14 protein-coding genes are annotated in these 19,795 nt (G+C 68.8%); 3 read left to right on the top strand and 11 right to left on the bottom strand.

Going from position 1 to position 19,795, the window contains the following annotated elements; all coding sequences use genetic code 11:
- Positions 1 to 17 precede the first annotated feature (17 nt).
- The 11 genes from J4E04_RS09680 to J4E04_RS09630 form a co-directional block, all read right to left on the bottom strand.
- Positions 18 to 1,124 carry a zinc-binding dehydrogenase gene (locus J4E04_RS09680; protein WP_490150408.1) on the bottom strand — a complete coding sequence of 369 codons (1,107 nt, stop codon included), beginning with the start codon at positions 1,122 to 1,124 and terminating at the stop codon, positions 18 to 20.
- Positions 1,125 to 1,133: 9 nt separating this feature from the next.
- A complete protein-coding gene (locus J4E04_RS09675; RefSeq protein ID WP_056445300.1) occupies positions 1,134 to 3,827 on the bottom strand; it encodes an MGH1-like glycoside hydrolase domain-containing protein in 2,694 nt (897 codons plus the stop codon).
- 54 nt (positions 3,828 to 3,881) lie between these two features.
- A complete protein-coding gene (locus tag J4E04_RS09670; protein WP_056444942.1) occupies positions 3,882 to 4,601 on the bottom strand; it encodes an AMP-binding protein in 720 nt (239 codons plus the stop codon).
- Between the two features lie 120 nt (positions 4,602 to 4,721).
- The gene (locus tag J4E04_RS09665; RefSeq protein ID WP_037185313.1) at positions 4,722 to 5,555 is read right to left on the bottom strand and encodes an IclR family transcriptional regulator; all 834 of its coding nucleotides are present in this window, start codon (positions 5,553 to 5,555) and stop codon (positions 4,722 to 4,724) included.
- A gap of 31 nt (positions 5,556 to 5,586) precedes the next feature.
- The gene (locus tag J4E04_RS09660) at positions 5,587 to 7,491 is read right to left on the bottom strand and encodes a DUF294 nucleotidyltransferase-like domain-containing protein (RefSeq protein ID WP_490150407.1); all 1,905 of its coding nucleotides are present in this window, start codon (positions 7,489 to 7,491) and stop codon (positions 5,587 to 5,589) included.
- Positions 7,469 to 8,986, bottom strand: coding sequence for a GMC family oxidoreductase (locus J4E04_RS09655; protein ID WP_027505097.1), 1,518 nt, complete (start codon positions 8,984 to 8,986; stop codon positions 7,469 to 7,471). The genes J4E04_RS09660 and J4E04_RS09655 overlap by 23 nt, the downstream gene beginning before the upstream one ends.
- Positions 8,983 to 10,527, bottom strand: coding sequence for an APC family permease (locus tag J4E04_RS09650; RefSeq protein WP_027505096.1), 1,545 nt, complete (start codon positions 10,525 to 10,527; stop codon positions 8,983 to 8,985). Before J4E04_RS09650 ends, J4E04_RS09655 begins: the two co-directional genes overlap by 4 nt.
- Before the next feature lie 30 nt (positions 10,528 to 10,557).
- Entirely contained in the window at positions 10,558 to 12,087 is a 1,530-nt protein-coding gene (locus J4E04_RS09645; protein WP_051613194.1) for an aldehyde dehydrogenase family protein, read from the bottom strand.
- Between the two features lie 23 nt (positions 12,088 to 12,110).
- A complete protein-coding gene (locus J4E04_RS09640) occupies positions 12,111 to 13,268 on the bottom strand; it encodes an aromatic ring-hydroxylating oxygenase subunit alpha (protein WP_490150406.1) in 1,158 nt (385 codons plus the stop codon).
- Positions 13,265 to 14,407, bottom strand: coding sequence for an N-methyl-L-tryptophan oxidase (solA, locus tag J4E04_RS09635; protein WP_027505093.1), 1,143 nt, complete (start codon positions 14,405 to 14,407; stop codon positions 13,265 to 13,267). The genes J4E04_RS09640 and solA overlap by 4 nt, the downstream gene beginning before the upstream one ends.
- Entirely contained in the window at positions 14,404 to 16,878 is a 2,475-nt protein-coding gene (locus tag J4E04_RS09630; RefSeq protein WP_490150405.1) for a GcvT family protein, read from the bottom strand. Before J4E04_RS09630 ends, solA begins: the two co-directional genes overlap by 4 nt.
- 212 nt (positions 16,879 to 17,090) lie before the next feature.
- Between J4E04_RS09630 and J4E04_RS09625 the strand changes: the two genes are divergently transcribed.
- From J4E04_RS09625 to J4E04_RS09615, 3 genes are all read left to right on the top strand, one after another.
- Positions 17,091 to 17,420: a bifunctional 3-phenylpropionate/cinnamic acid dioxygenase ferredoxin subunit gene (locus J4E04_RS09625; RefSeq protein WP_027505091.1), complete on the top strand. Its 330-nt coding sequence runs from the start codon at positions 17,091 to 17,093 to the stop codon at positions 17,418 to 17,420.
- The gene (locus J4E04_RS09620) at positions 17,417 to 18,586 is read left to right on the top strand and encodes an NAD(P)/FAD-dependent oxidoreductase (protein WP_308123764.1); all 1,170 of its coding nucleotides are present in this window, start codon (positions 17,417 to 17,419) and stop codon (positions 18,584 to 18,586) included. The genes J4E04_RS09625 and J4E04_RS09620 overlap by 4 nt, the downstream gene beginning before the upstream one ends.
- 120 nt (positions 18,587 to 18,706) lie before the next feature.
- Positions 18,707 to 19,789, top strand: coding sequence for a fused (3R)-hydroxyacyl-ACP dehydratase subunits HadA/HadB (locus J4E04_RS09615; RefSeq protein ID WP_056444959.1), 1,083 nt, complete (start codon positions 18,707 to 18,709; stop codon positions 19,787 to 19,789).
- Positions 19,790 to 19,795 lie beyond the last annotated feature (6 nt).

Raw genomic sequence — 19,795 nt, 5'->3', positions numbered from 1 at the left:
GAACCGTCGGGGACAGCCTAGTGGTCGAACTCGATGACCTGACGAATCGCCTTGCCGTCCGCCAGTTCGTCCATCGCCCGGTTGATCCCGTCGAGCGTGATGCGTGAGGACACCAGTTTCTCCACCGGGAAGCGGCCCTCGCGCCACATCTGCTCGTACGTCGGAATGTCCCGTTCGGGAACGGCGGACCCGAGGTAGCTCCCGACGATGGTCCGCGCCTCGGCCACGAGCGTGAGGGGCGAGATCGACGCTCGGGCGTCGGGCGACGGCAGGCCCACTGTCACGGTGGTGCCGCCCGGAGCCGTGGCAGCGAGAGCGGTCTCGAAGGCGCGCGCGTTGCCGGCGGCCTCCACGACGATCTGGGCACGCACGCCGGACTCGGCCAGTTCCTGCGGGGTGTACACGGACGTGGCGCCCAACTCGCGGGCCGTCTCCAGCTTCTCCGGCATCGAATCGACCCCGATGACGTCGCCCAGTCCGAGCGAGGCCGCGGTGAGCACCGCGGCCATGCCCACTCCGCCGAGCCCCACCACCATGATGGTGTCGCCCTCGGTGAGGGACGCGGCGTTCAGCAGTGCGCCGCCGCCGGTGAGCACCGCGCACCCGAGCACCGCGGCGACGGCCGGCGGGACGTCGTCGCCCACGGGCACCACCGACCGGCGGTCCACCACCGTGTGCGTCGCGAAACCGGACACCCCGAGATGGTGCTTGATCTCGACGCCGTCGCGGCGCAGCCGCACGTCTCCGCCGAGCAGAGTGCCGGCGTTGTTGGCCGCGCTCCCGGGGATGCACGGTGTGCGCCCGTTCGACCGGCACCCCGAGCACTCACCGCATCGAGGCAGGAAGGTCATCACCACGCGCGTGCCGAGCGCGAGATCGACCCCCGGGCCGACGCCCTCGACGATGCCCGCGGCCTCGTGCCCCAGCAGCATCGGGACGGGGCGCACGCGGTTGCCGTCGACCACAGACAGATCGGAGTGGCACAACCCCGCCGCCTCGATGCGTACGAGGATCTCCCCCTCACCGGGAGGATCGAGCTCGAGCTCGGACACCGTCAGGGGACGCGACTCCGCGAACGGCCGCGAACGGCCGATCTCTTCCAGGACAGCTCCGCGAATCTTCATGCCGCCACGTTAACCCGGCGGCGTCGGCGGTTGCGGCACTCTGGGATTGAGAAGATGCGCGACCAGAGCGGTCCAGCCGGTCTGATGGCTGGCGCCGAGCCCCTCTCCGGTGTCCCCGTCGAAGTACTCGCTGAAGGTCGGATGCTCCGACCACAGCGGATCGTCCGAGGACTCGATGCGATCGCCGTCCGACGGCCGACCGGATCCGCGCACGCGGAACAGGTCCGCGAGGCCGTTCTCGATGATCTCGGCGGCCTCGACCAGGGTGTGCTGCACGCCGGACCCGGTGGGGATCTCGATGGTGAACGTGTCGCCGAAGTAGCGACCGTAGGCGCGGAGCTTGTCGGCGAGCAGCACGTTGACGGGGAACCACACCGGGCCGCGCCAGTTCGAGTTCCCGCCGAACATCGACGTGCGGGACTCCCCCGGCTCGTACTCGATGGACAGTGATCGGCCCTCGACCTCCATCGTGACGCCGTCGCGGTAGGACGCGGACAGCGACCGGATACCGAAGGACGACAGGAACTCGTCGCTGTCGAACATGCGCTCGAGGATGCGCCGCAGCCGATCGGGATCCACGAGGGCGAGGAGCATGCGCCAGGTCCCGTTGTCGTTGCGCGACATCATCGGGGACACCAGATCCGGTCTCCGGTGCTGCAACCACCGCAAGCGAGACGTCAGGTCCGGACACTCCTTCGGCACCCACGACGGGATCTCGGTGGCCCCCAGGATCGGCAGGAGGCCCACCATCGAGCGCACCCGCAGCGGCACCGCGTCACCGTGCGGTGGGGCGAGGACGTCGTAGAAGAATCCGTCCTCCTCGTGCCACAGCGACATCTGCGCCGACCCGAAGGATCCCACGGCCTCCGCGATGGACAGGAAATGCGCGAAGAACTTCGTCGCGACGTCGTCCCAGGCGGAGTCGTGGCGTGCCAGTTCGATCGCGATCTTGAACATCTGCTGGCAGTAGAACGCCATCCAACTGGTCGCGTCGGACTGCTCGAGTCGGAAACCGGGAGGCAGTGGCTCCGAGCGGTTGAACATCCCGATGTTGTCCATCCCGAGGAAGCCGCCCTCGAAGATGTTGGAGCCGCCCGCGTCCTTGCGGTTGACCCACCACGAGAAGTTCAACAACAGCTTGGTGAACACCCGGACCAGGAACTCACGGTCGCGGTGTCCGTCGATGCGGTAGACCTGCCACACCGCCCACGCGTGGACCGGCGGGTTGACGTCTCCGAACTCCCACTCGTACGCGGGCAGTTGACCGTTGGGGTGCATCGCCCACTCGCGACACATGAGCACGAGCTGTTCCTTGGCGAAGTCCGGGTCGACGTGCGCCAGCGGGATGGTGTGGAAGGCGAGATCCCATGCGGCGAACCACGGGTACTCCCACTCGTCCGGCATGGAGACGACGTCCGCGAGCGAGAAGTGCGACCAGGCATGGTTGCGGGCGGTCGCGTCGAGTCGCGACTGCGGCGCCGACGCTCCCACCGGATCACCCTGCGCCCACTCGCGTACGTCGTAGCGGTAGAGCTGTTTGCACCACAGCAGGCCGGCGTAGGCGCGCCGTGCGACGTGGCGGTCGGCCGCGGACAGATCCGGGCCGATGACGTGGTCGTAGAACTGGTCCGCCTCGTACCGTCGGTCGGCGAGGACCGCGTCGAAGCCGGGGCCGAACGTGAACGAGTCCGGCACCGCGGTGCTCAACCGGAGACGGATGCTGCGGGTCTCGCCGGGCGCCACGTCGTCGAGCGAGTACCAGAACGCACTCTTCGTCCCCGTGCCGTCCGGATTGACGGCCGACTCGTCGCCCTCGACGATGCGCCGCCCGATGCCGTCCTTCGTCCAGGCCGAGAGGTTCTCCGCGGCGCCGAACAGCTCCACCGCATTGGTCTCGTTGTCGCAGAACAGCACTCGCGCATCACCCTGAGCGGCGAGGTGGTACCGGCCGAGAAAACCGTGCTCCGCACGCACCACGGCCATGTCTCCGGGAAGCGCGTCCGCCGTGACGTCGACGATGGAGGCGGTGCGATCGTCGCGCCCCCAGGACCACGTGTTGCGCAACCACAGATGCGGCACCACGTCGACCGATGCGGCCTCGGGCCCGTGATTGGTGACGTCGACGACGATGCACACGTCGTCCGGCGACGCCTTGGCGTAGGTGACGACCACGTCGAAGAACCGGTTCTCGTCCAGCACCCCGGTGTCGGCCAGTTCGAACTCGCGGTCCATGCGTGTGCGCGCGCGGCTCGCCTCACGCAGCCCCTCGTAGGGGTACTCGGCCTGCGGGTAGCGGTAGAGCCAGGTCATCCAGCTGTGGGTGGGCGTTCCGTCGAGCGCCCACCAGTACTCCTTGGCGTCCTCGCCGTGATTGCCCTCACCGTTGGTGAGTCCGAACAGCCGCTCCTTGAGGATCGGATCGCGCCGGTTCCACAGGGCCACCGAGAAATTGAGGAAGCCGAAGCGGTCGCAGATGCCCCCGAGGCCGTCCTCGCCCCATCTGTAGGCGCGCGAGCGGGCGTGGTCGAAGGGGAAGGACTCCCAGGCGTTGCCGTCCTCGGAGTAGTCCTCGCGCACGGTGCCCCACTGACGGCCCGCGAGATACGGGCCCCAGGTACGCCAGGCGCTCTGTGCTCCGGGCGATTCGGCGAGCCGAGAGTGCTCGACGGTCGGGTGTGCAGGCTGATCTGCGGCGTCGGTCACCGCCACAGTGTGCCCCGACGGACGCGGACGTGCATCGCACCGGAGGCCCGGGCGTCACACCGCCGCGGGAAATCCCCGTCCGGGCGCGCTGACGGTGCAGCCGGTGACCAGACCGGCCAGAAGTCCGACGAGACCCGCGACCGAGGCCGACGGGTGGGACAGGTCGAAGAGAGTGCCCGGCGCGAGCCCCGCACGGACGGCGAGATCGGACACCGACGCGGCCAACTCCTCGTGCGTGACGGTGACGCGTCCGGTCGTGCCCGGACCGAGCGCGACGAGGGCGGGCCGCCAGGCGTCGAGTGCGGTGGGCCGGCCGGCTTCGGTGAGACCCTGGTCCCAGGCGGGCGACTCCCACCAGACACCCTCGTGATCCACGACGGCGTCGCGACGAGCATCGAACGTCACCGACGCGGCCGGTACGGCGCCGACGGCCGCGCAGGCGTGCGCGCGGAGCACGTCGGGGAGTTCGGCGTCGACGGCGAACAGGGGATGCCCGGAGGCGAGGACGGCCAGGACGGAGGTGACCGCGTCGACCGAGCCGTCGGCGAGTACGGCGAGCGGGACGCGGTCGCGGGAGTGGGCACGGCGCAGCGCGGCTCCGCGGTTTCTGGCGGCCACGGCGAGCTCGCCGTAGGTGATCGAGTCGGCGGGTGAGACCAGCGCGAGACTCGACGGGTTCCGCCGCGCCACCGCGTCGATCGCGGCGACGACACCGCTCTGGAGCGCCGACGACGGCGGTGCGTCGAGCACGCCGCGCGGGTGGAGACCGGTCATACCGCAACACCGCCAACTGCCGAGGAAACTATCGGCGATCAGGTCAAGGACTCCGTAACCATACCTGAAGTATGTTTCCATTCGTAACACTCACCGCCGAGACTGTGAGAAGTCATGGTGTCAGTCGCCGCCGTATCCCAGCTTGCGGCTGATCTCGAGGGCCGCACTCATCGCGTCCGCCGCGACGGACGCGAAGTCGTCCGGTTCGAGCCGGTAGGCCGGACCCGAGACGCTGAGCGCAGCCACGACGTCCCCGGTGTGGTCACGCACGGGCGCGGACACCGCGTTCAGACCGATCTCGAGTTCCTCACGCACTGAGGCCCAGCCCCGCGAGCGCACCGCCTCGAGCTCCTGCTCCAGCGCGGTCGACGAGGTCACCGTGGTCTCCGTGAAGGAGTCCAACCGGGACGGGAGCCGCCGACGCACCTCGTCCCGCGACAGTCCGCTGAGGAGGATCTTCCCGCTCGACGTGGCGTGGACCGGGCTGCCCTGGCCCACCCACGTACGCAGCGCGACCTCGGACTCGGACCGAGCCTTGACGATGTTCACGGCGCGGTCCTCGTCGAGCACCGCGAGGTTGGTGGTCTCCCCCACCTTCTCGGCCAACATGTCGCAGATGCCCTGCGCTGCCTTCGCGAGGTCGCGTTCGGCCGTCGCGGACCCGGCGAGGCGGACGATGGTGAACCCCAGCCGGTACTTGCCCCGTTCACCCACCTGCTCCACGAAGCCGCGGGCGTCCAACACCCCCAGCAGCCGCGAGACGGTGGACTTGTGCACCCCGAGTTCGTCGGCGATGGCCGTGACACCGGCCGTCCCGAGTCGAGCGACGATCTCGAGGACCTCGAGAGCGCGGTCGACCGACTGCACCGCGGTACCGCGCGTCACCGCTCTCCCCGCGTCGTCGCCGTCGTCGGTGCCGGACGTGTCGGACACGGAGATCTCGGAAGAAGCCATGATGGTGTCCGATTCTATCCGGCACCGGGTGTCAGCGGTCGCGCACCGCGCGGGGCACGGGGACACCGACGGTGGACGCCACGTGGCCCACCCTGCGCTGGACCGACGCGATCTCCCGGATCGCGTCCATCACCATGCTGCGCTCGAGGGGTGTCAGCTCACCGAGGGCCACGACGTCCGTCGGGGTGCGCCCGTCGCTCAGGCAGTTCACCTGATGGCCGAAACGCAGGTGCTGCAGCCGCTCGAACACGTCGACGAGCACGCGTGAGTCCAGTTCCGACAGCAATCCGTTGCCCGCCGCCGCGGTCAGCCGGGCGGGTGTCGACGCGCAGGCGACGCCGACACTCATACCGCCCCACCGCGCCAGGTTCACGATCGGCGACACCGCGTGCGACTTGAGATCCACCGTCGTACCGCGCCGCGCGAGCACGTCCCGCACCGACCGCACCCGTGCTCGGGTGGCCAGCGCATCGCGGAGCTGGAGCCGCAGCGCCTCGGGATGCTCGACGGCCATCTCGCGGTACGCGTCCGGAACCGAGTGGAGATCGGGATCGCCCCACACCACCCGGCCGTCGACCAGGAGCGAGGACATGACGATGCCGCGATCGCCCAGGGGGTCGTCGAGCCAGCCGCTCGCGGCCGCGCGCCACGCGGAGGCCGACCGGGCGAAGCGGGGGCTGGACGCGATCGCGTTGTTGGTGTCGGCGGGCAGTCCACAGGCGTCGAGCGTGCGGTGCACGGCGCGGGCGAGGCGGCGGAGCGCCTCCTCTCGGCCGGCGAGGCCGTCGCTCCACGACAACGCGCTGTCGACGTCGGACGACGGCATCGCCTCCCGTCGTCCGACGCTTCCCAGCGACAACCACGCGAGATCTCGGCCGCGGAGCGGGGTCGGCGATGCCGCGATCGCCAGCTCCACGGCACGACGGACGAGGGCGTCCACCACCACGGACAGGATCCCGGACGCGGCCCCCGCGGTGGTCCCGGTGCGCCACAGATCGACGATCAGCGGACGCAGACCCGCACTCACCTCGATCAACGCGTCGGTGGACACGGCTGCCTCGACGTGCCGACGCAACGAGAAGCTGCGGGTGGTCGAGTTGGCCAGCAGATCGGCGCTCTCGAGGACACCGACCAGACCGCCCCGGACATCGACGACCGGCATGTGTTGCACGCCGAGCTCGAGCATCTCGAACAGGACGCCGGTGGGCGTCCGGTCCGCGTCCACCACGGCCGCCGGCGCTGTCATGACGGATCCGATCCGCGTGTCCACCGGCACACCGGCGGCGACCACCCGCGTCCGCAGGTCTCGATCGGTGAAGATGCCGTACCGGCCCCGCGTCGTCGGGATCACCACGCACGACGACCCGCGCTCCGTCATCAGGCAGACCGCGTCGCGGATCGAGGTGTCGGCGTCCACGGTCGCCGCCGCACGACGCACGAGGGCGGCCGCGGTGCCGCCGGGCGCCGCCGACAGACCGGCGCCGTCGGGACTCGGTGAGGCGATGGACCGGCCGCCGAAGGACTGCGCGATCGTGCGAGCCAGGTACGTCACGCCCGCAGGGCTCGCGAACACCGGTCGCACGGACGGACCCGGCAGGCGCACGACGACCGACGGCCGCGCCGCCGTCGCCGTGAAGGTCGTGCGCAGACCGACGAGCATGGCCGAGAAGCCGAACAGCCCACCCGGCTCGATCGTGTCGAGCGGCGCGGCGCCGTCGACGTCGTCGGGGTGCAGCAGGTCGACGCTGCCGGACCACACCACCCACACCGCGTCGATGTCGTCGACACCCGGTCCGACCACGACGTCGCCCGCCGCGTACTCGGCGGTGGACGCCGTCGCCGCCAGATCGGCGAGATCGCTTCTGGTCAGCGAGTCGAACGGCGAGTGACCGGCGAGGAATTCTGCGAGCGTGTCAGCCGGTGACGAGGTCGGCACACCGTTCCGCCATCGTCATAACCGTGATGTTCGGGTTCACCGCCGGCAGCTTCGGCATCGCCGACGCATCGACCACCCGCAGATTGTGCACGCCCTTGACGCGCAATTCGGGATCGAGCACCGCCATCGGATCCGACGCGGCACCCATCTTCGCGGTGCCGGCCGGGTGATACACGGTGTTGTGAGTGCGATGCACGTAGTCGAGGAGATCGTCGTCGGTGACGGCGTCCGGCCCCGGCGCCAACTCGCGGGCGATCCAGTCCTTCAGCTGCGGCTGGTCGGCGATGCGTCGAGCGAGCTTGAGACCCGCGAGCATCACGCGGTCGTCGTGCCCCTCGCTGTCGGTGAAGTACCGCGGATCGACCTTGGCGCGATCACGGAAATCGCGTGAGCGCAGTCGGACGGTTCCGCGTGAACGGCCCTGTGTCACATTGGGAGTCAGGCAGAAGCCGTTGTCCGTGGTGGGGTAGCCCCAGCGCAGGGTGTTCATGTCGAACGGCACGCTGCCGTAGTGCATCATCACGTCCGGATACGTCAGATCGTCCTCGGTCGTGGCGAACAGGCCGATCTCCCACCACTGCGACGACGTGGTGACCATCGGCTTCGACGCCTCCCAGAACACCAGGCCCTCGACGTGGTCGTCGAGGTTCGCGCCGACGCCCGCCGAGTCGACACGCACCGGAATCCCCATCTCGCGCAGGTGCACCGAGGGCCCGATTCCCGACAACATCAACAGTTTCGGAGTGTCGATCGCACCCGCGGTGACGATGACCTCACGGCGTGCGGAGACGACGTCGTGCCCCGTCAGATCAGGACGCTGATACCGCACTCCGGTGGCCGTGAGCGAGTCGTCGATGACGATCTCGCTGACCCAGCAGCCCGTGCGGACCTCGAGATTGGGGCGCGTCGCCATGATCGGATGCAGGTACGCGTGCGAGGTGGACATGCGCAACCCGTCGTCGGACGAGTTGATCTGGAACCAGCCGGCCCCGTTGAGCACCGTCTCACCGCGATTGAACTGCACGGTCGGCAGTCCCACGCCGGCCGCGGACTCGAGGACGGCGGCACCACACGGATCGAGTGGCGGAACGTCCCGCAGCGTCACCGGTCCGGTGACGCGCGAGACGTACGGGAGGATCGACTCGGCGTTCCAGCCCGTGGCGCCCATGGCCTCCCAGTCGTCCAGGATCCCGGCCGGTGGGTGGAACGCGATGCACGAGTTGTGAGACGAGCAGCCGCCCAACACCTTCGCCCGCGCGTGGCGCATGAAGCTGTTGCCGCGTTCCTGCGGCTCGACGGGATAGTCCCAGTCGTAGCCGGAGTCGAGCAGATGCATCCACCGGTCGAGCACCAGGATGTCGTCGTTCCCGACGTCCGTGGGTCCCGCCTCGACTAGACACACGGTCACGGTGGGATCCTCGCTGAGGCGTGCGGCGAGAACACATCCCGCTGTTCCACCGCCCGCGATGACGTAGTCGAAGATCGCGTCCGTCATACCTTCTCGCCTTCCGCCGTACCCGCTGTGGTGGTCGCTGCGTGTGACGTCAACGTACCGATGTGTCCGCGACCGACGGTGAAGTACCACAGATATCCGAGCCCGAGGATGACACCGATGTAGACGAACGCACCCCAGGTGTTGTACCAGGGTGTCCCGTAGACGGCTTCGCGCGGCCACGCCAGATTCAGCGCCATACCGGCGCCCCACACGACCGCAAAGATGTTGACGGGCAGACCCCAGCGACCCATCGTGAAGTAGCCACCCTCCTTCAGGTCCTTCGGCGGCCACTCGCCCTTCAGTCGCTTCTTCAAGAGCGGTCCCGTGACCATCAGATACGCCAGGTAGATCATGATGATCGCGATCGACGTGAGCACCGTGAAGATCTTGGGCTGCCCCACGTTGATCACCAGGATCAGGATCGAGAGCAGACCGATCACGACGGCGGGCACCACGGGCGTCTGGTACTTCGGATGCACGGTGGCCAGCCGCTCGCCGAACGGCAGCGCGTTGTCACGCGCCATCGCGAAGGTGAGGCGGATCGCCGCCGTGTGCACCGCGAGCGAGCACACCGTGACGGCCACCAGGATGCAGATCAGGAACACCGTTCCCAGGGGTCCGGACAGCACCGAGGTGACGATGGACTGCAGTCCACCCTGCGGCGTGCCCAGCTCGGGATCGTTCAGATCCGGCGCCGCCATGACGGCGAACACGAGGATGGCGCCGCCGATGACGAACGACGCGAGGATGGCCCGCAGGATCGCCTTGGGGGCGGTACGCCGCGGTTCGACGGTCTCCTCACCGAGCGAGCTCGCCGTGTCGAAGCCGTACATCACGTAGCCCGACGCCAGCGACGCCACGAGGAACGCGCCCAGGTACCCGGCACTCTCCTCGGTTCCGTACCCGTTGGTGGAGAAGAAGATCTCCGGGCCGCGCTGAATGTTGAACGCCAGGATCACGGCGATGAGCACGGCCGCGACGAGTTCGATGAAGACGCCGGCACTGTTGATCCGCGCCATCAACCGGATGCCCGCGGCGTTCACCAGAGTCGTGAACGCGATCATGATGGTGCCGAGAACGACGGCATTGGTGGCGTAGTCGTACTCCCCCGTGCCGTCCCCGATGAGCTGGAAGCCGGACCACAACCGAGGCAGGTTCACCTGCAGGGCGAGCACCACCGCCGACAACGTGACGATCGACGCGGTGAGCATGAGCCACCCCGACGACCATCCGACGATGCGGCTGCCGAGCAGCTTCGCCCAGTTGTAGACCGAGCCCGCCACCGGATACTTGGCCGCGAGTTCCATGAAACACAGCGCCACGGCCATCTGCCCGACGAAGACGATGGGCCAGGACCACAGATAAGCCGGGCCCGCGGACCCGAATCCGAAGTAGAACAGCTGGAACGTGCCGGTCAGGATCGAGATGTAGCTGACGCCGGCCGCGAAACTCGCGAACTTGCCCAGACTGCGGTCGAGAGATTCCTTGTATCCGAAATCGCCGAGACCGCCGTCCTCGACGTCGGAAGTGGAAGACACCATGTCGCCTCGCTCACGTGAGAATGGAAGAAACTAGCTGGTGGTGCCGAACCACTCCGCCCGAGGTGCTGCGGTGTTGTTCCAGATGTGCTTGGTCTCCTGGTACTCGTGGAGTCCCGCGGGCCCGAGTTCGCGCCCGTTGCCCGACTTCTTGAAACCGCCCCACTCGGCCGCGGCCGTGTAGTACCCGAAGTCGTTGAGCCACACGGTTCCGTGTCGCAGCCCGCGCACCATGCGTTCGCCGCGTTCGGGATCGGTGGTGCGCACACCGGCCGCGAGACCGTAGTCCGTGTCGTTGCCCAGTCGCAGTGCCTCTTCCTCGGTGGTGAACCTTTCGACGGTCAGTATGGGCCCGAACGTCTCGAGCTGCACGATGTCCATCTCACGAGAGCAGTGGTCGAACACCGTGGGCAGGAAGTAACTTCCGTCCGCCAGAGCCGGATCGGACGGTGCGCGGCCGCCCGTGCGCAGAACTGCACCCTCCGCGAGGGCGGTCTCGACGAACGCCTCCATCTTGTCGCGCTGAGTCGTGGAGACCAGTGGCCCCGTCTCGCTGGACGGATCCGTTCCCGGTCCCATCCGGATGGCTTCGGCGCGGCGCACGATCTCGTCGACGAACCGATCCGCCACCGAGTCCTCGACGATGAGACGTGTTCCGGCCGAACACACCTGGCCGGAGTGCAGGAAGACGCCGGTGAGCACCTGGTCGACGGAGGCGTCGAACGTGTCCTCGTCGGCGGCGTCCGCGAACACGATGTGCGGATTCTTGCCCCCGAGTTCCACCGCCACCTTGGTCACGTGCGGCGCGGCACTCGCGAGGATCGCACTGCCGGTCGCCAGTCCACCGGTGAACGACACGAAGTCGACGTCCGGATTGTCCGTGAGCGCCGGCCCGATGGTCGCGCCGCTGCCCTGTACCAGATTGACGACACCGTCCGGCACCCCCGCTTCCTCCAGCAGATGGGTGAACGCGATGGTGCTCAGCGGGGTGACCTCGCTCGGCTTGAGCACCATCGTGCAGCCGGCAGCCAGCGCAGGCGCGATCTTCCACGAGATCTGCAGCAGAGGGTAGTTCCAGGGCGCGATCATCACGCAGACACCGATCGGCTCGTGCACCACGCGCGAGATGACCGCAGGATCACCCACGTCGACGAGACGATCGCTCGAGACGGCGGCGAGCTGAGCGTAGTACCGGAACACCGAGGTGACGTCGTCGATGTCGATGCGGCTCTCCGCCAACGTCTTCCCGGTGTCGAGGGTCTCGATGACCGACAGTCGCTCCTTGTCGCGCTGCAGGAGATCCGCCACGCGGTCGAGCACCGCACAGCGTTCCGCGACCGGGGTTGCGGGCCAGTCGCCGCGATCGAAGGTGGCACGGGCCGCGGCGACGGCGGCGCGGGCGTCGTCCGGCGAGGCCTCGTCGACCGACACCAGGACGCGACCGGTCGCGGGGTCGATGCAGTCTCGGGTCTCCCCCGAGGTGGCAGGGACCCACTCACCCCCGATGAGGAGAACGCGCTCGAACAGTGTCGGATCGACGTCGTGCTCGGTCTGTTGATTCACTGCCCCACCCTTTCACCGATCGGTCACCCCTGCAGGCGCCCGTCCTCCCGCAGGCGTTCCGCCAGCCAGTCGTGGAAGAGCCCGATGTGATGCTCGGCCGGCACCAGAACGCCACCGTCACGGTATGCCCGTGAGCTCATCGCCGGTTGGGTTCGCTCACATGCGTCGAAATCCTGCACGTTGACGCGATGGAACAACTCGACCGATCGGCTGACGTCGCGGCCGGACTCGACGACGTCCCGCGTGTACAGCCAGTCGCACTCGACGACGGTGCGGTCCGCGGACACCGGGTACATGCGGTGCAGGATCACGTGGTCGGGAACCAGGTTGACGAAGACGGTCGGCTTGATCGTGATGGCGTAGTACCGCCGGTCCTGATCCTCCGAGAGCGTCGGCAGGGCGCCGAACCCCGCGGACCCGTCCACGGTGAATCCGTCGATCTCCGCGCCGAACTCCGCACCGTGGCCGACGAAGTACTGGGCCGCGAGCCCGTCCGCGAACTCGGGGAGGACCTCGGTCAGCTCCGGGTGGATCGTGGCGCAGTGATAACACTCCATGAAGTTCTCGACGATCAGCTTCCAGTTGGCCGCCACGTCGTAGACCTCGCGGCGACCGAGTTCGAGAGACGGCATGTCGTACCGGTTGATGGCCGTCGGGTCGCCGAGCCGCTCGGTGACCGCGCCGATCACCTCGTCCTCGAAGGACGGCGGCTCGTCCGCAAGGCACAGCCACGCGTAGCCGAGCCACTCCCGGAGCGCGACGGGGATCAGACCCCACTCCGTACGGTCGAGCGGGGCACCGGACCCGTCCGACAACGCGGACAGATTGGGAGCGGCCACGAGCTTCCCGTCCAGCCCGTACGTCCAGGCGTGGTACGGACACTGCAGATTACGCTTGACCTGGCCCGACTCCTCCGTGCAGATCTGTGCGCCGCGGTGGCGGCACACGTTGAGGAACGCGCGCAGGGCCCCGTCACGCCCGCGCACCACCAGCACGCTCTCGCGGCCCACGTCGACGCGGCGGAAGGCGCCGGGTGCCGCGAGATCGGCACTGCGGACGGCGCAGAACCACATCGTCTCGAACACGTGCTCCTGCTCGGCCAGGAACGTCTCCGCGCTGGTGTACCAGGATCCGGGGAGAGTGGGGATCAACGACTGAGTGCGGGGCGCGGCGCTTGTCATACGGTCACCAATCGGCGGGGATCGAAGAGGGTGATGGGGTGCGCGGTCGTCCCGGTGGTAGCGAGGTCGGCCAGGATCTCACCGACGACGGGCACGAACTTGAAACCGTGGCCGGAGAACCCGCACGCGACGGTGACGTTGGTGGCGTCGGGGTGCCGCGCGATGACGAAGTGCTCGTCCGGAGTGTTGGAGTACATGCACGTCGCGGAGTGCACGCTCGGCCCGTCGAGGCCGGGCACCGTCTGCCGCACCCGGGTCTGCATCGCCTCGATCTCGTGCGGGTGCACCGTACGGTCGATGGTGTCCGGCGTGCACTCGATGCCCTTGCGGAAGAAGGCCACCTTGACGCCGCCGTCGGGACCGTCGATCGCCGGGAAACCGTAGTCCTGCATACCGTCCGCGGCCTCGTGGATGAAGATCGGATTGTTCTCGTACGCGGCGGTACCGGCGCTCGCGCCGAACCAGTGCAGTACCTGGCGCTCGACGACGATCGGTACCGCGAACTGCTCGAGCAACTGCGGCGCCCAGGCACCGGGGCAGATCACCACCTGGCCCGCCGTGTGGGTCCCCTTGTCGGTGGTGACGGTGACACCGTCCCCCGACTCCTCCCAGCCGAGCACCGTCTCACCGAACTGCAATGTCGCACCGCGGTTCTCGGCGAGGTCCAGATGGGCCTGAACGGTGAGTTCGGGCCTCGCGAAACCCGCGGCGGCCTCGAACAGTGCCACCTCGTCGGGGTCGGGATCGAAGGTGGGGAACGCCTCGCGCACCTGCGCGGCATCCAGGATCTCGTGCGGCAGCGACCATTGCCGTGACGCCAGCAGCGAGCCCGAGAACGTCACCGAGCTCTCGCGCCCGAGGAACAGTCCTCCGGTGATCCGATGCACCTCCTTCCCGGACATGCTCCTCAGTTCGTCCCACAGTTCGTAGGACCGCAGGAGGAGCGGGACGTAGGCCGGGTCCTCGAAGTAGGACTGCCGGATGATCCGCGATCCGCCGTGGCTCGATCCCTTGTCGTGGGCGGGGGTGAACTTCTCGAGCCCCAGCACCCGCTGTCCGCGGTCGGCCAGATGGAAGGCGGCGGCGCTGCCCATGCCGCCGAGTCCGATGACGATGACGTCGTAGCTCACGTGGCTCATCTCCTGATCAGCTGTCCGGCGGGATCGACGACCGCGTCGTCGGACACCGTCGCACCCAGTGCGGCGGCGAAGTAGGTCACCGACACCGCGGTGCCGAGTGGAGTGTCCAGCGGAAGCCAGGCGTACGCGACGCACCGCCCGAGGGTCGCCGACCATCCCGCGCTCGTGACGTACCCGACGACCATGCCGTCGAGCGAGACCGGCTCCTTCCCGAGCACCACGGCGTCCGGGTCGTCGAACACGAGGGTCCGCAGCCGTCGCGTCGCGGGCCGAGCGGCCAGGGCCGACCGACCGACGAAGTCCGTGGCGTCCTTGACGGCGAACTCGACGCCCGCGTCGGCCGGGGTGTCCTCGGAGGTCATGTCGTGCCCCCACGCGCGGTACCCCTTCTCGAGTCGCAGGCTGTCGAACGCGAGCCGACCGGCAGCGATCACCCCGTGGTCGGACCCGGCCTCCCACAACAGGTCCCACAGGGCGCCGCCGTACTCGGCGTCGGTGTAGATCTCCCACCCGAGTTCGCCGACGTACGACACCCGCATCATGATCACGGGAATCGCACCGAGGTACGTCCGCACTGCGCGGAAGTAGCCGAAGGCCTTGTGTCCCAAATCCGCGTCGGCCAGCGGTGCCACCATCGCGCGGGCACGGGGACCCCACACTCCGACACAACACGTCGCTCCGGTGACGTCCCGCACCGTCACCGGACCGTCGGGCGTTCCCGTCCTGGCGCGGCGCAGCATCGCATCGAGGTCGAGTGGACCGTTCGCTCCGACGCGATAGTGATCGGCGCCGAGTCGCGCGACCGTGAGGTCGCTGCGGATCCCGCCTCTCTCGTCGAGCATCAGCGTGTAGGTGACACGGCCGATCGCGGTGTCCACGTCGTTGGTGGTGAGGTGCTGCAGGAAGTGGGCTGCGCCGGGTCCTTCCACGTCGTACCGGGTGAGCGGTGTCATGTCGTACATCGCGACCCGGCTCCTCGTCACCGCGGCCTCGGCCACGGCGATGTCGGAGAAGTGACGCGCGGACCACTCGTCGCGGACCGGAAGGTGGAACCCGGTCTCGAGGAGCGCCGCGAGTTCGCCCGCGTTGCTCTCGTACCAGGCGGGGCGCTCCCAGCCTCCGCCCTGGACGAAGCGGGCGTCCAGCGCGACCTCCGCGGCGTGGAACGGGCTGCGCCGCAGTCCTCGCAGCGCCGTGCGCTGCTGGCGGGGGTGCACGATGTCGTACACATCCACGAACGCCTGCGCGCTGGTCGCGGCGATGAAGGCGGGACTGCGCTCGACCGATTCGAAGCGATACAGATCGGACTCGTGGAGGTCGATCTCCGAGGCGCCGTCGATCAGGGTCTGGGCGAGAGCGCGCGCGATACCGGCGGAGTGCGTCACCCACACCGCCTCCGCCACCCAGAAGCCGGCCAGATCCCGGTGCTCCCCGACGATCGAGTGACCGTCGGGAGTGAAGGAGAAGATGCCGTTGAATCCGGATTCGACCTTCGACTCCCGCAGCGCCGGAAGCACTCTCGCGGACTCACGCCAGGCCGGCGCGAAATCGTCCTCGGTGAACGGCAGCATCGACGGCATCGGTGGGGGCGCCACGGACGACGCGTCACCGTCCGCGTCCCACGACAGCGCGCCCATGTCCGCGGGCATCGGGTCGTGGCCGTAGTAGCCGATACCGAGACGATCCCCGTGCTCCCGGTAGTAGAGGTCGCCGTCCTGGTGACGAAGGATCGGCAGACTCGCGTCCGTCGCACCGGTGTTCCGGCCGACCAGCGCCTCGATCTGTCCGGTGTAGGCGTACTGGTGCGCCATCGGGACCAGGGGAACCGTGAGTCCCACCGTGCGCCCGAGCTCGGCACCCCAGAAGCCCGCGGCCGACACGACGATGTCCGCCGGCACGTCGCCGTGCGGGGTCCGCACTCCCGTCACACGTCCACTCGCCTGGAGGATCTCGGTCACCGGACTGTCCCCCCGGAACACCGCCCCGCGGGCCTGCGCCGCACGCGCCTGCATCTCGGCGGCCCGCACCGCCCGGGCGAGACCGTCGCTCGGAGTGTGGAACGCGCCGAGCACGACGTCCGGGTCCACGAGCGGGTGCAGAGCCGCTGCGGCCGCGGCGTCGACGAGCCGTCCCTCGATGCCCCACGAGCGCGCCCACCCGGCCTTGCGTTGCAGATCAGTCCACCGAGCCTCGGTCGTCGCGATCTCGAGGCCGCCGAGCGTGTCGAAGCACGGCCCGTCGTCGTGCGTGAGTGCGCGGAACTTGTCGGCCGTGTAGGCCGCGAAGTGGGCCATGGAGCGCGAGGGATTCGTCTGGAACACCAGCCCGGGGGCGTGCGACGTGGATCCGCCGGTGGAGAACAGCGGCCCCTGGTCGAGCACGGTGACGTCAGTCCACCCACGGGCGGTCAGTTCGTCCGCCAGGGAGGTCCCGACGATGCCGGCGCCGATGACGACGATACGAGGTGTCACGAGCGTCCCCCTGGGACCTGTTGCGATCAGCGCAACGATGGGTGGTTTACGCAACACAGACTCGACGCCCCGGGCCGGGCTGTCAACCCGGCACGCTGTGGTTCGACACACCGGTGCAGCGATTGACGCGGTGGATCGTCCTGGTGCATCCTGTTGCGCAGATCGATCACAGTTGCGATCGACGCAACACCGTCACACTTGCGGGAGGCATCATGCCGGACACCGTTCATCGCGTCGCCGTCTGCTCCGCATCGGCCCTCCCCGTCGGCGAGGTCGCCACCGTCACCCCGCCGGGTCACACCGCGATCTCCGTCTTCCACACCGAGGAGGGCCTCTTCGCGATCGACGACACGTGCACACACCAGGACGCCTCGCTCGCCGACGGATGGGTGGAGAACTGCGCAGTCGAGTGCCCGCTCCACGAGTCGTGCTTCGATCTGCGGACCGGCGCCCCCTCGGGCACACCGGCGAAGACTCCCGTTCGGACATATGCGGTGCACGTCGTCGACGGCGCGGTCGTGCTCGACCTCCCCGGCTCGTGACGACCCCCGACAGGCCCGACGTCGAGACGGTGAACTCCGTCCTGGTCGTCGGGGCGTCGCTCGCGGGCTCGACCGTCGCGACCGCTCTCCGCGAGGACGGGTTCACGGGTCGCGTCACCGTCGTCGGCGACGAGCCCCACCTGCCGTACGATCGCCCGCCCCTCTCCAAGGCCTTCCTGCAGGGATCGGCTCCCGACCCGTGGCTCGTTCCCGAACCCGATGCGCTCGACGTCGACTGGGTGCTCGGGACACCGGCTGTCGGCATGACCGGTCGGAGCGTGGAGCTCGCGGACGGGCGGGAGGTGAGTGCCGACGTCGTCGTCATCGCGACCGGCGCGCGCGCACGGACCCTGCTGGGCGCCGACGACCTCGGCGGCGTCCACACGCTGCGCACGTTGGACGACGCCGCCGCACTGCGCTCGTCGCTGGCCACGGCGACCACCATGGTGGTGATCGGCGCGGGATTCATCGGAGCCGAGGTGGCCTCCACGGCCGCCGGCCTCGGCATCTCCGTCACCATCGTCGAGGCGTCCACCGCTCCCCTGTCCGGCCCGCTCGGCCTGACGATGGCGGAGGTCTGCGTCGATCTGCATCGTGCGAACGGCGTGACCCTCCTGCTCGGCGCCGCCGTCGACTCTCTCGAGGGCCGCGACGGGGCCGTCACCTCCGTCCTGCTGGGGGACGGGACGGTACTGCCCGCCGACGTCGTGGTGATCGGAATCGGTTCGATCCCCAACACGGAGTGGGCGGCAGCGTCCGGTCTCGCCATCGACGGCGGTTTCGTCACCGACGCGCAGTGCCGCACCACCGTTCCGGGCGTCTACGCGATCGGGGACTGCGCTCGCGCGTTCGACGAGGTGCTGCAGGACCACCATCGCAGCGAACACTGGTCGCACGCGGTCACCCAGGCTCGGCGAGTGGCGCGGTCGATCGTGGGGGCGCAGCCCGCGCCGTCCGGTGTTCCGTATTTCTGGTCGGACCAGTACGGCTCTCGCATCCAGTTCGCCGGCCGTCGCCAGTCGACCGATTCGGTGCGCGTGGTCGAGGGCGACCCGGAGGCCGGCTCGTTCGTCGCCGTGTACGAGCGAGCGGACGACGTCGTCGCCGTCCTGGCGATGAACAACGCCCGATCGTTCACCAGGATGAGGAAGAGTCTCGGGGCCTGATTCTCCGCATGCCGATCAGCATTGGGTGCGTATAACAATCTCGAAGTCGCTTTTCTGTGATCAGCCCGGAGAACTCCGTTGGCACTGCACAGCGCTCGTCGCCGGGGATAGGTTGCCGTCATGACTGCCGAGATCCTGGCCACCGACGCCGTCGCGAGCGACACCACGTTCGACCCGGCGCAGCATGCGCTGGACATGGTGGGCTACCACTACCGCGCCGACGACTACTACGAGGTCGGCCGCGAGAAGGTGCGGGAGTACGCGAAAGCCGTCCGCGACTTCCATCCGGTCCACTGGACCGAGGAGGGCGCACTCGAGGTCGGCTATCCGGCGCTGATGGCGCCGCCCACGTTCTTCTCGCTGGTCGGCATCATCGCCCAGCAGAAGCTGCTCGAGCGCATCGCCACCGGATACGACCTCAGCCGGATGCTGCAGACCGACCAGCATGCCGAGTACTTCGCGCCGATTCTGGCGGGCGACCGGCTCACGTGCGACGTCTCGCTCGACTCCTTCCGCACGGTCGTCGGCCGCGACATGATGGTGACCAAGACCGTCATCACCAACCAGCGCAACGAGCTGGCGCAGATCACGTACACCACCCTGCTCATCGGGCGCGCCGACGACGGCGACGACAGCATCGCGGACGTCGCGCGCGGCATGGTCATGAACGGCATGTTCACCCTGTCCACCTCCGACGAGGTGGCCGACGTCAATCCCGGCGGTGACGACCTCGAGACGGTCTACGCCCCGCCCGTCGTCGTCCCGCACACCGGCCATGCCCGTCGGCGCTTCGAGGACGTGGCGGTCGGCGACGCACTGCCCACCAGGACAGTGCTGCTCTCGCGCGGCGATCTCGTGAACTACGCGGGCGTGGTCGGCGACAACAACCCCGTGCACTGGAGCGACCACTTCGCGTCGCTGCTCGAGCTCGACACCGTCGTCGCCCACGGCATGCTCACCATGGGCCTCGGCACCGGCTTCGTGTCCGAGTGGCTCGGCGACCCGGGTGCCCTGAAGGACTGCACCGTGCGCTTCACCAGCCCCGTCATGGTCGACCCGGTGTCCAAGTCGGAGATCGTCATCGACGGCACGGTGAAGTCGAAGGACGAGGCGACCCGGACTGCGGTGGTCTCCATCGACGCGCGCTACAAGGGCAAGCGCATCCTCGGCCACAAGGCCATGGCCACCGTTCACCTGGCCTGAGACGCC

This window comes from Rhodococcus sp. NFXS4 (assembly GCF_058139645.1).
The sequence above is the reverse complement of the archived record's forward strand: the minus strand, read 5'-3'. Positions and strand labels throughout refer to the sequence as shown.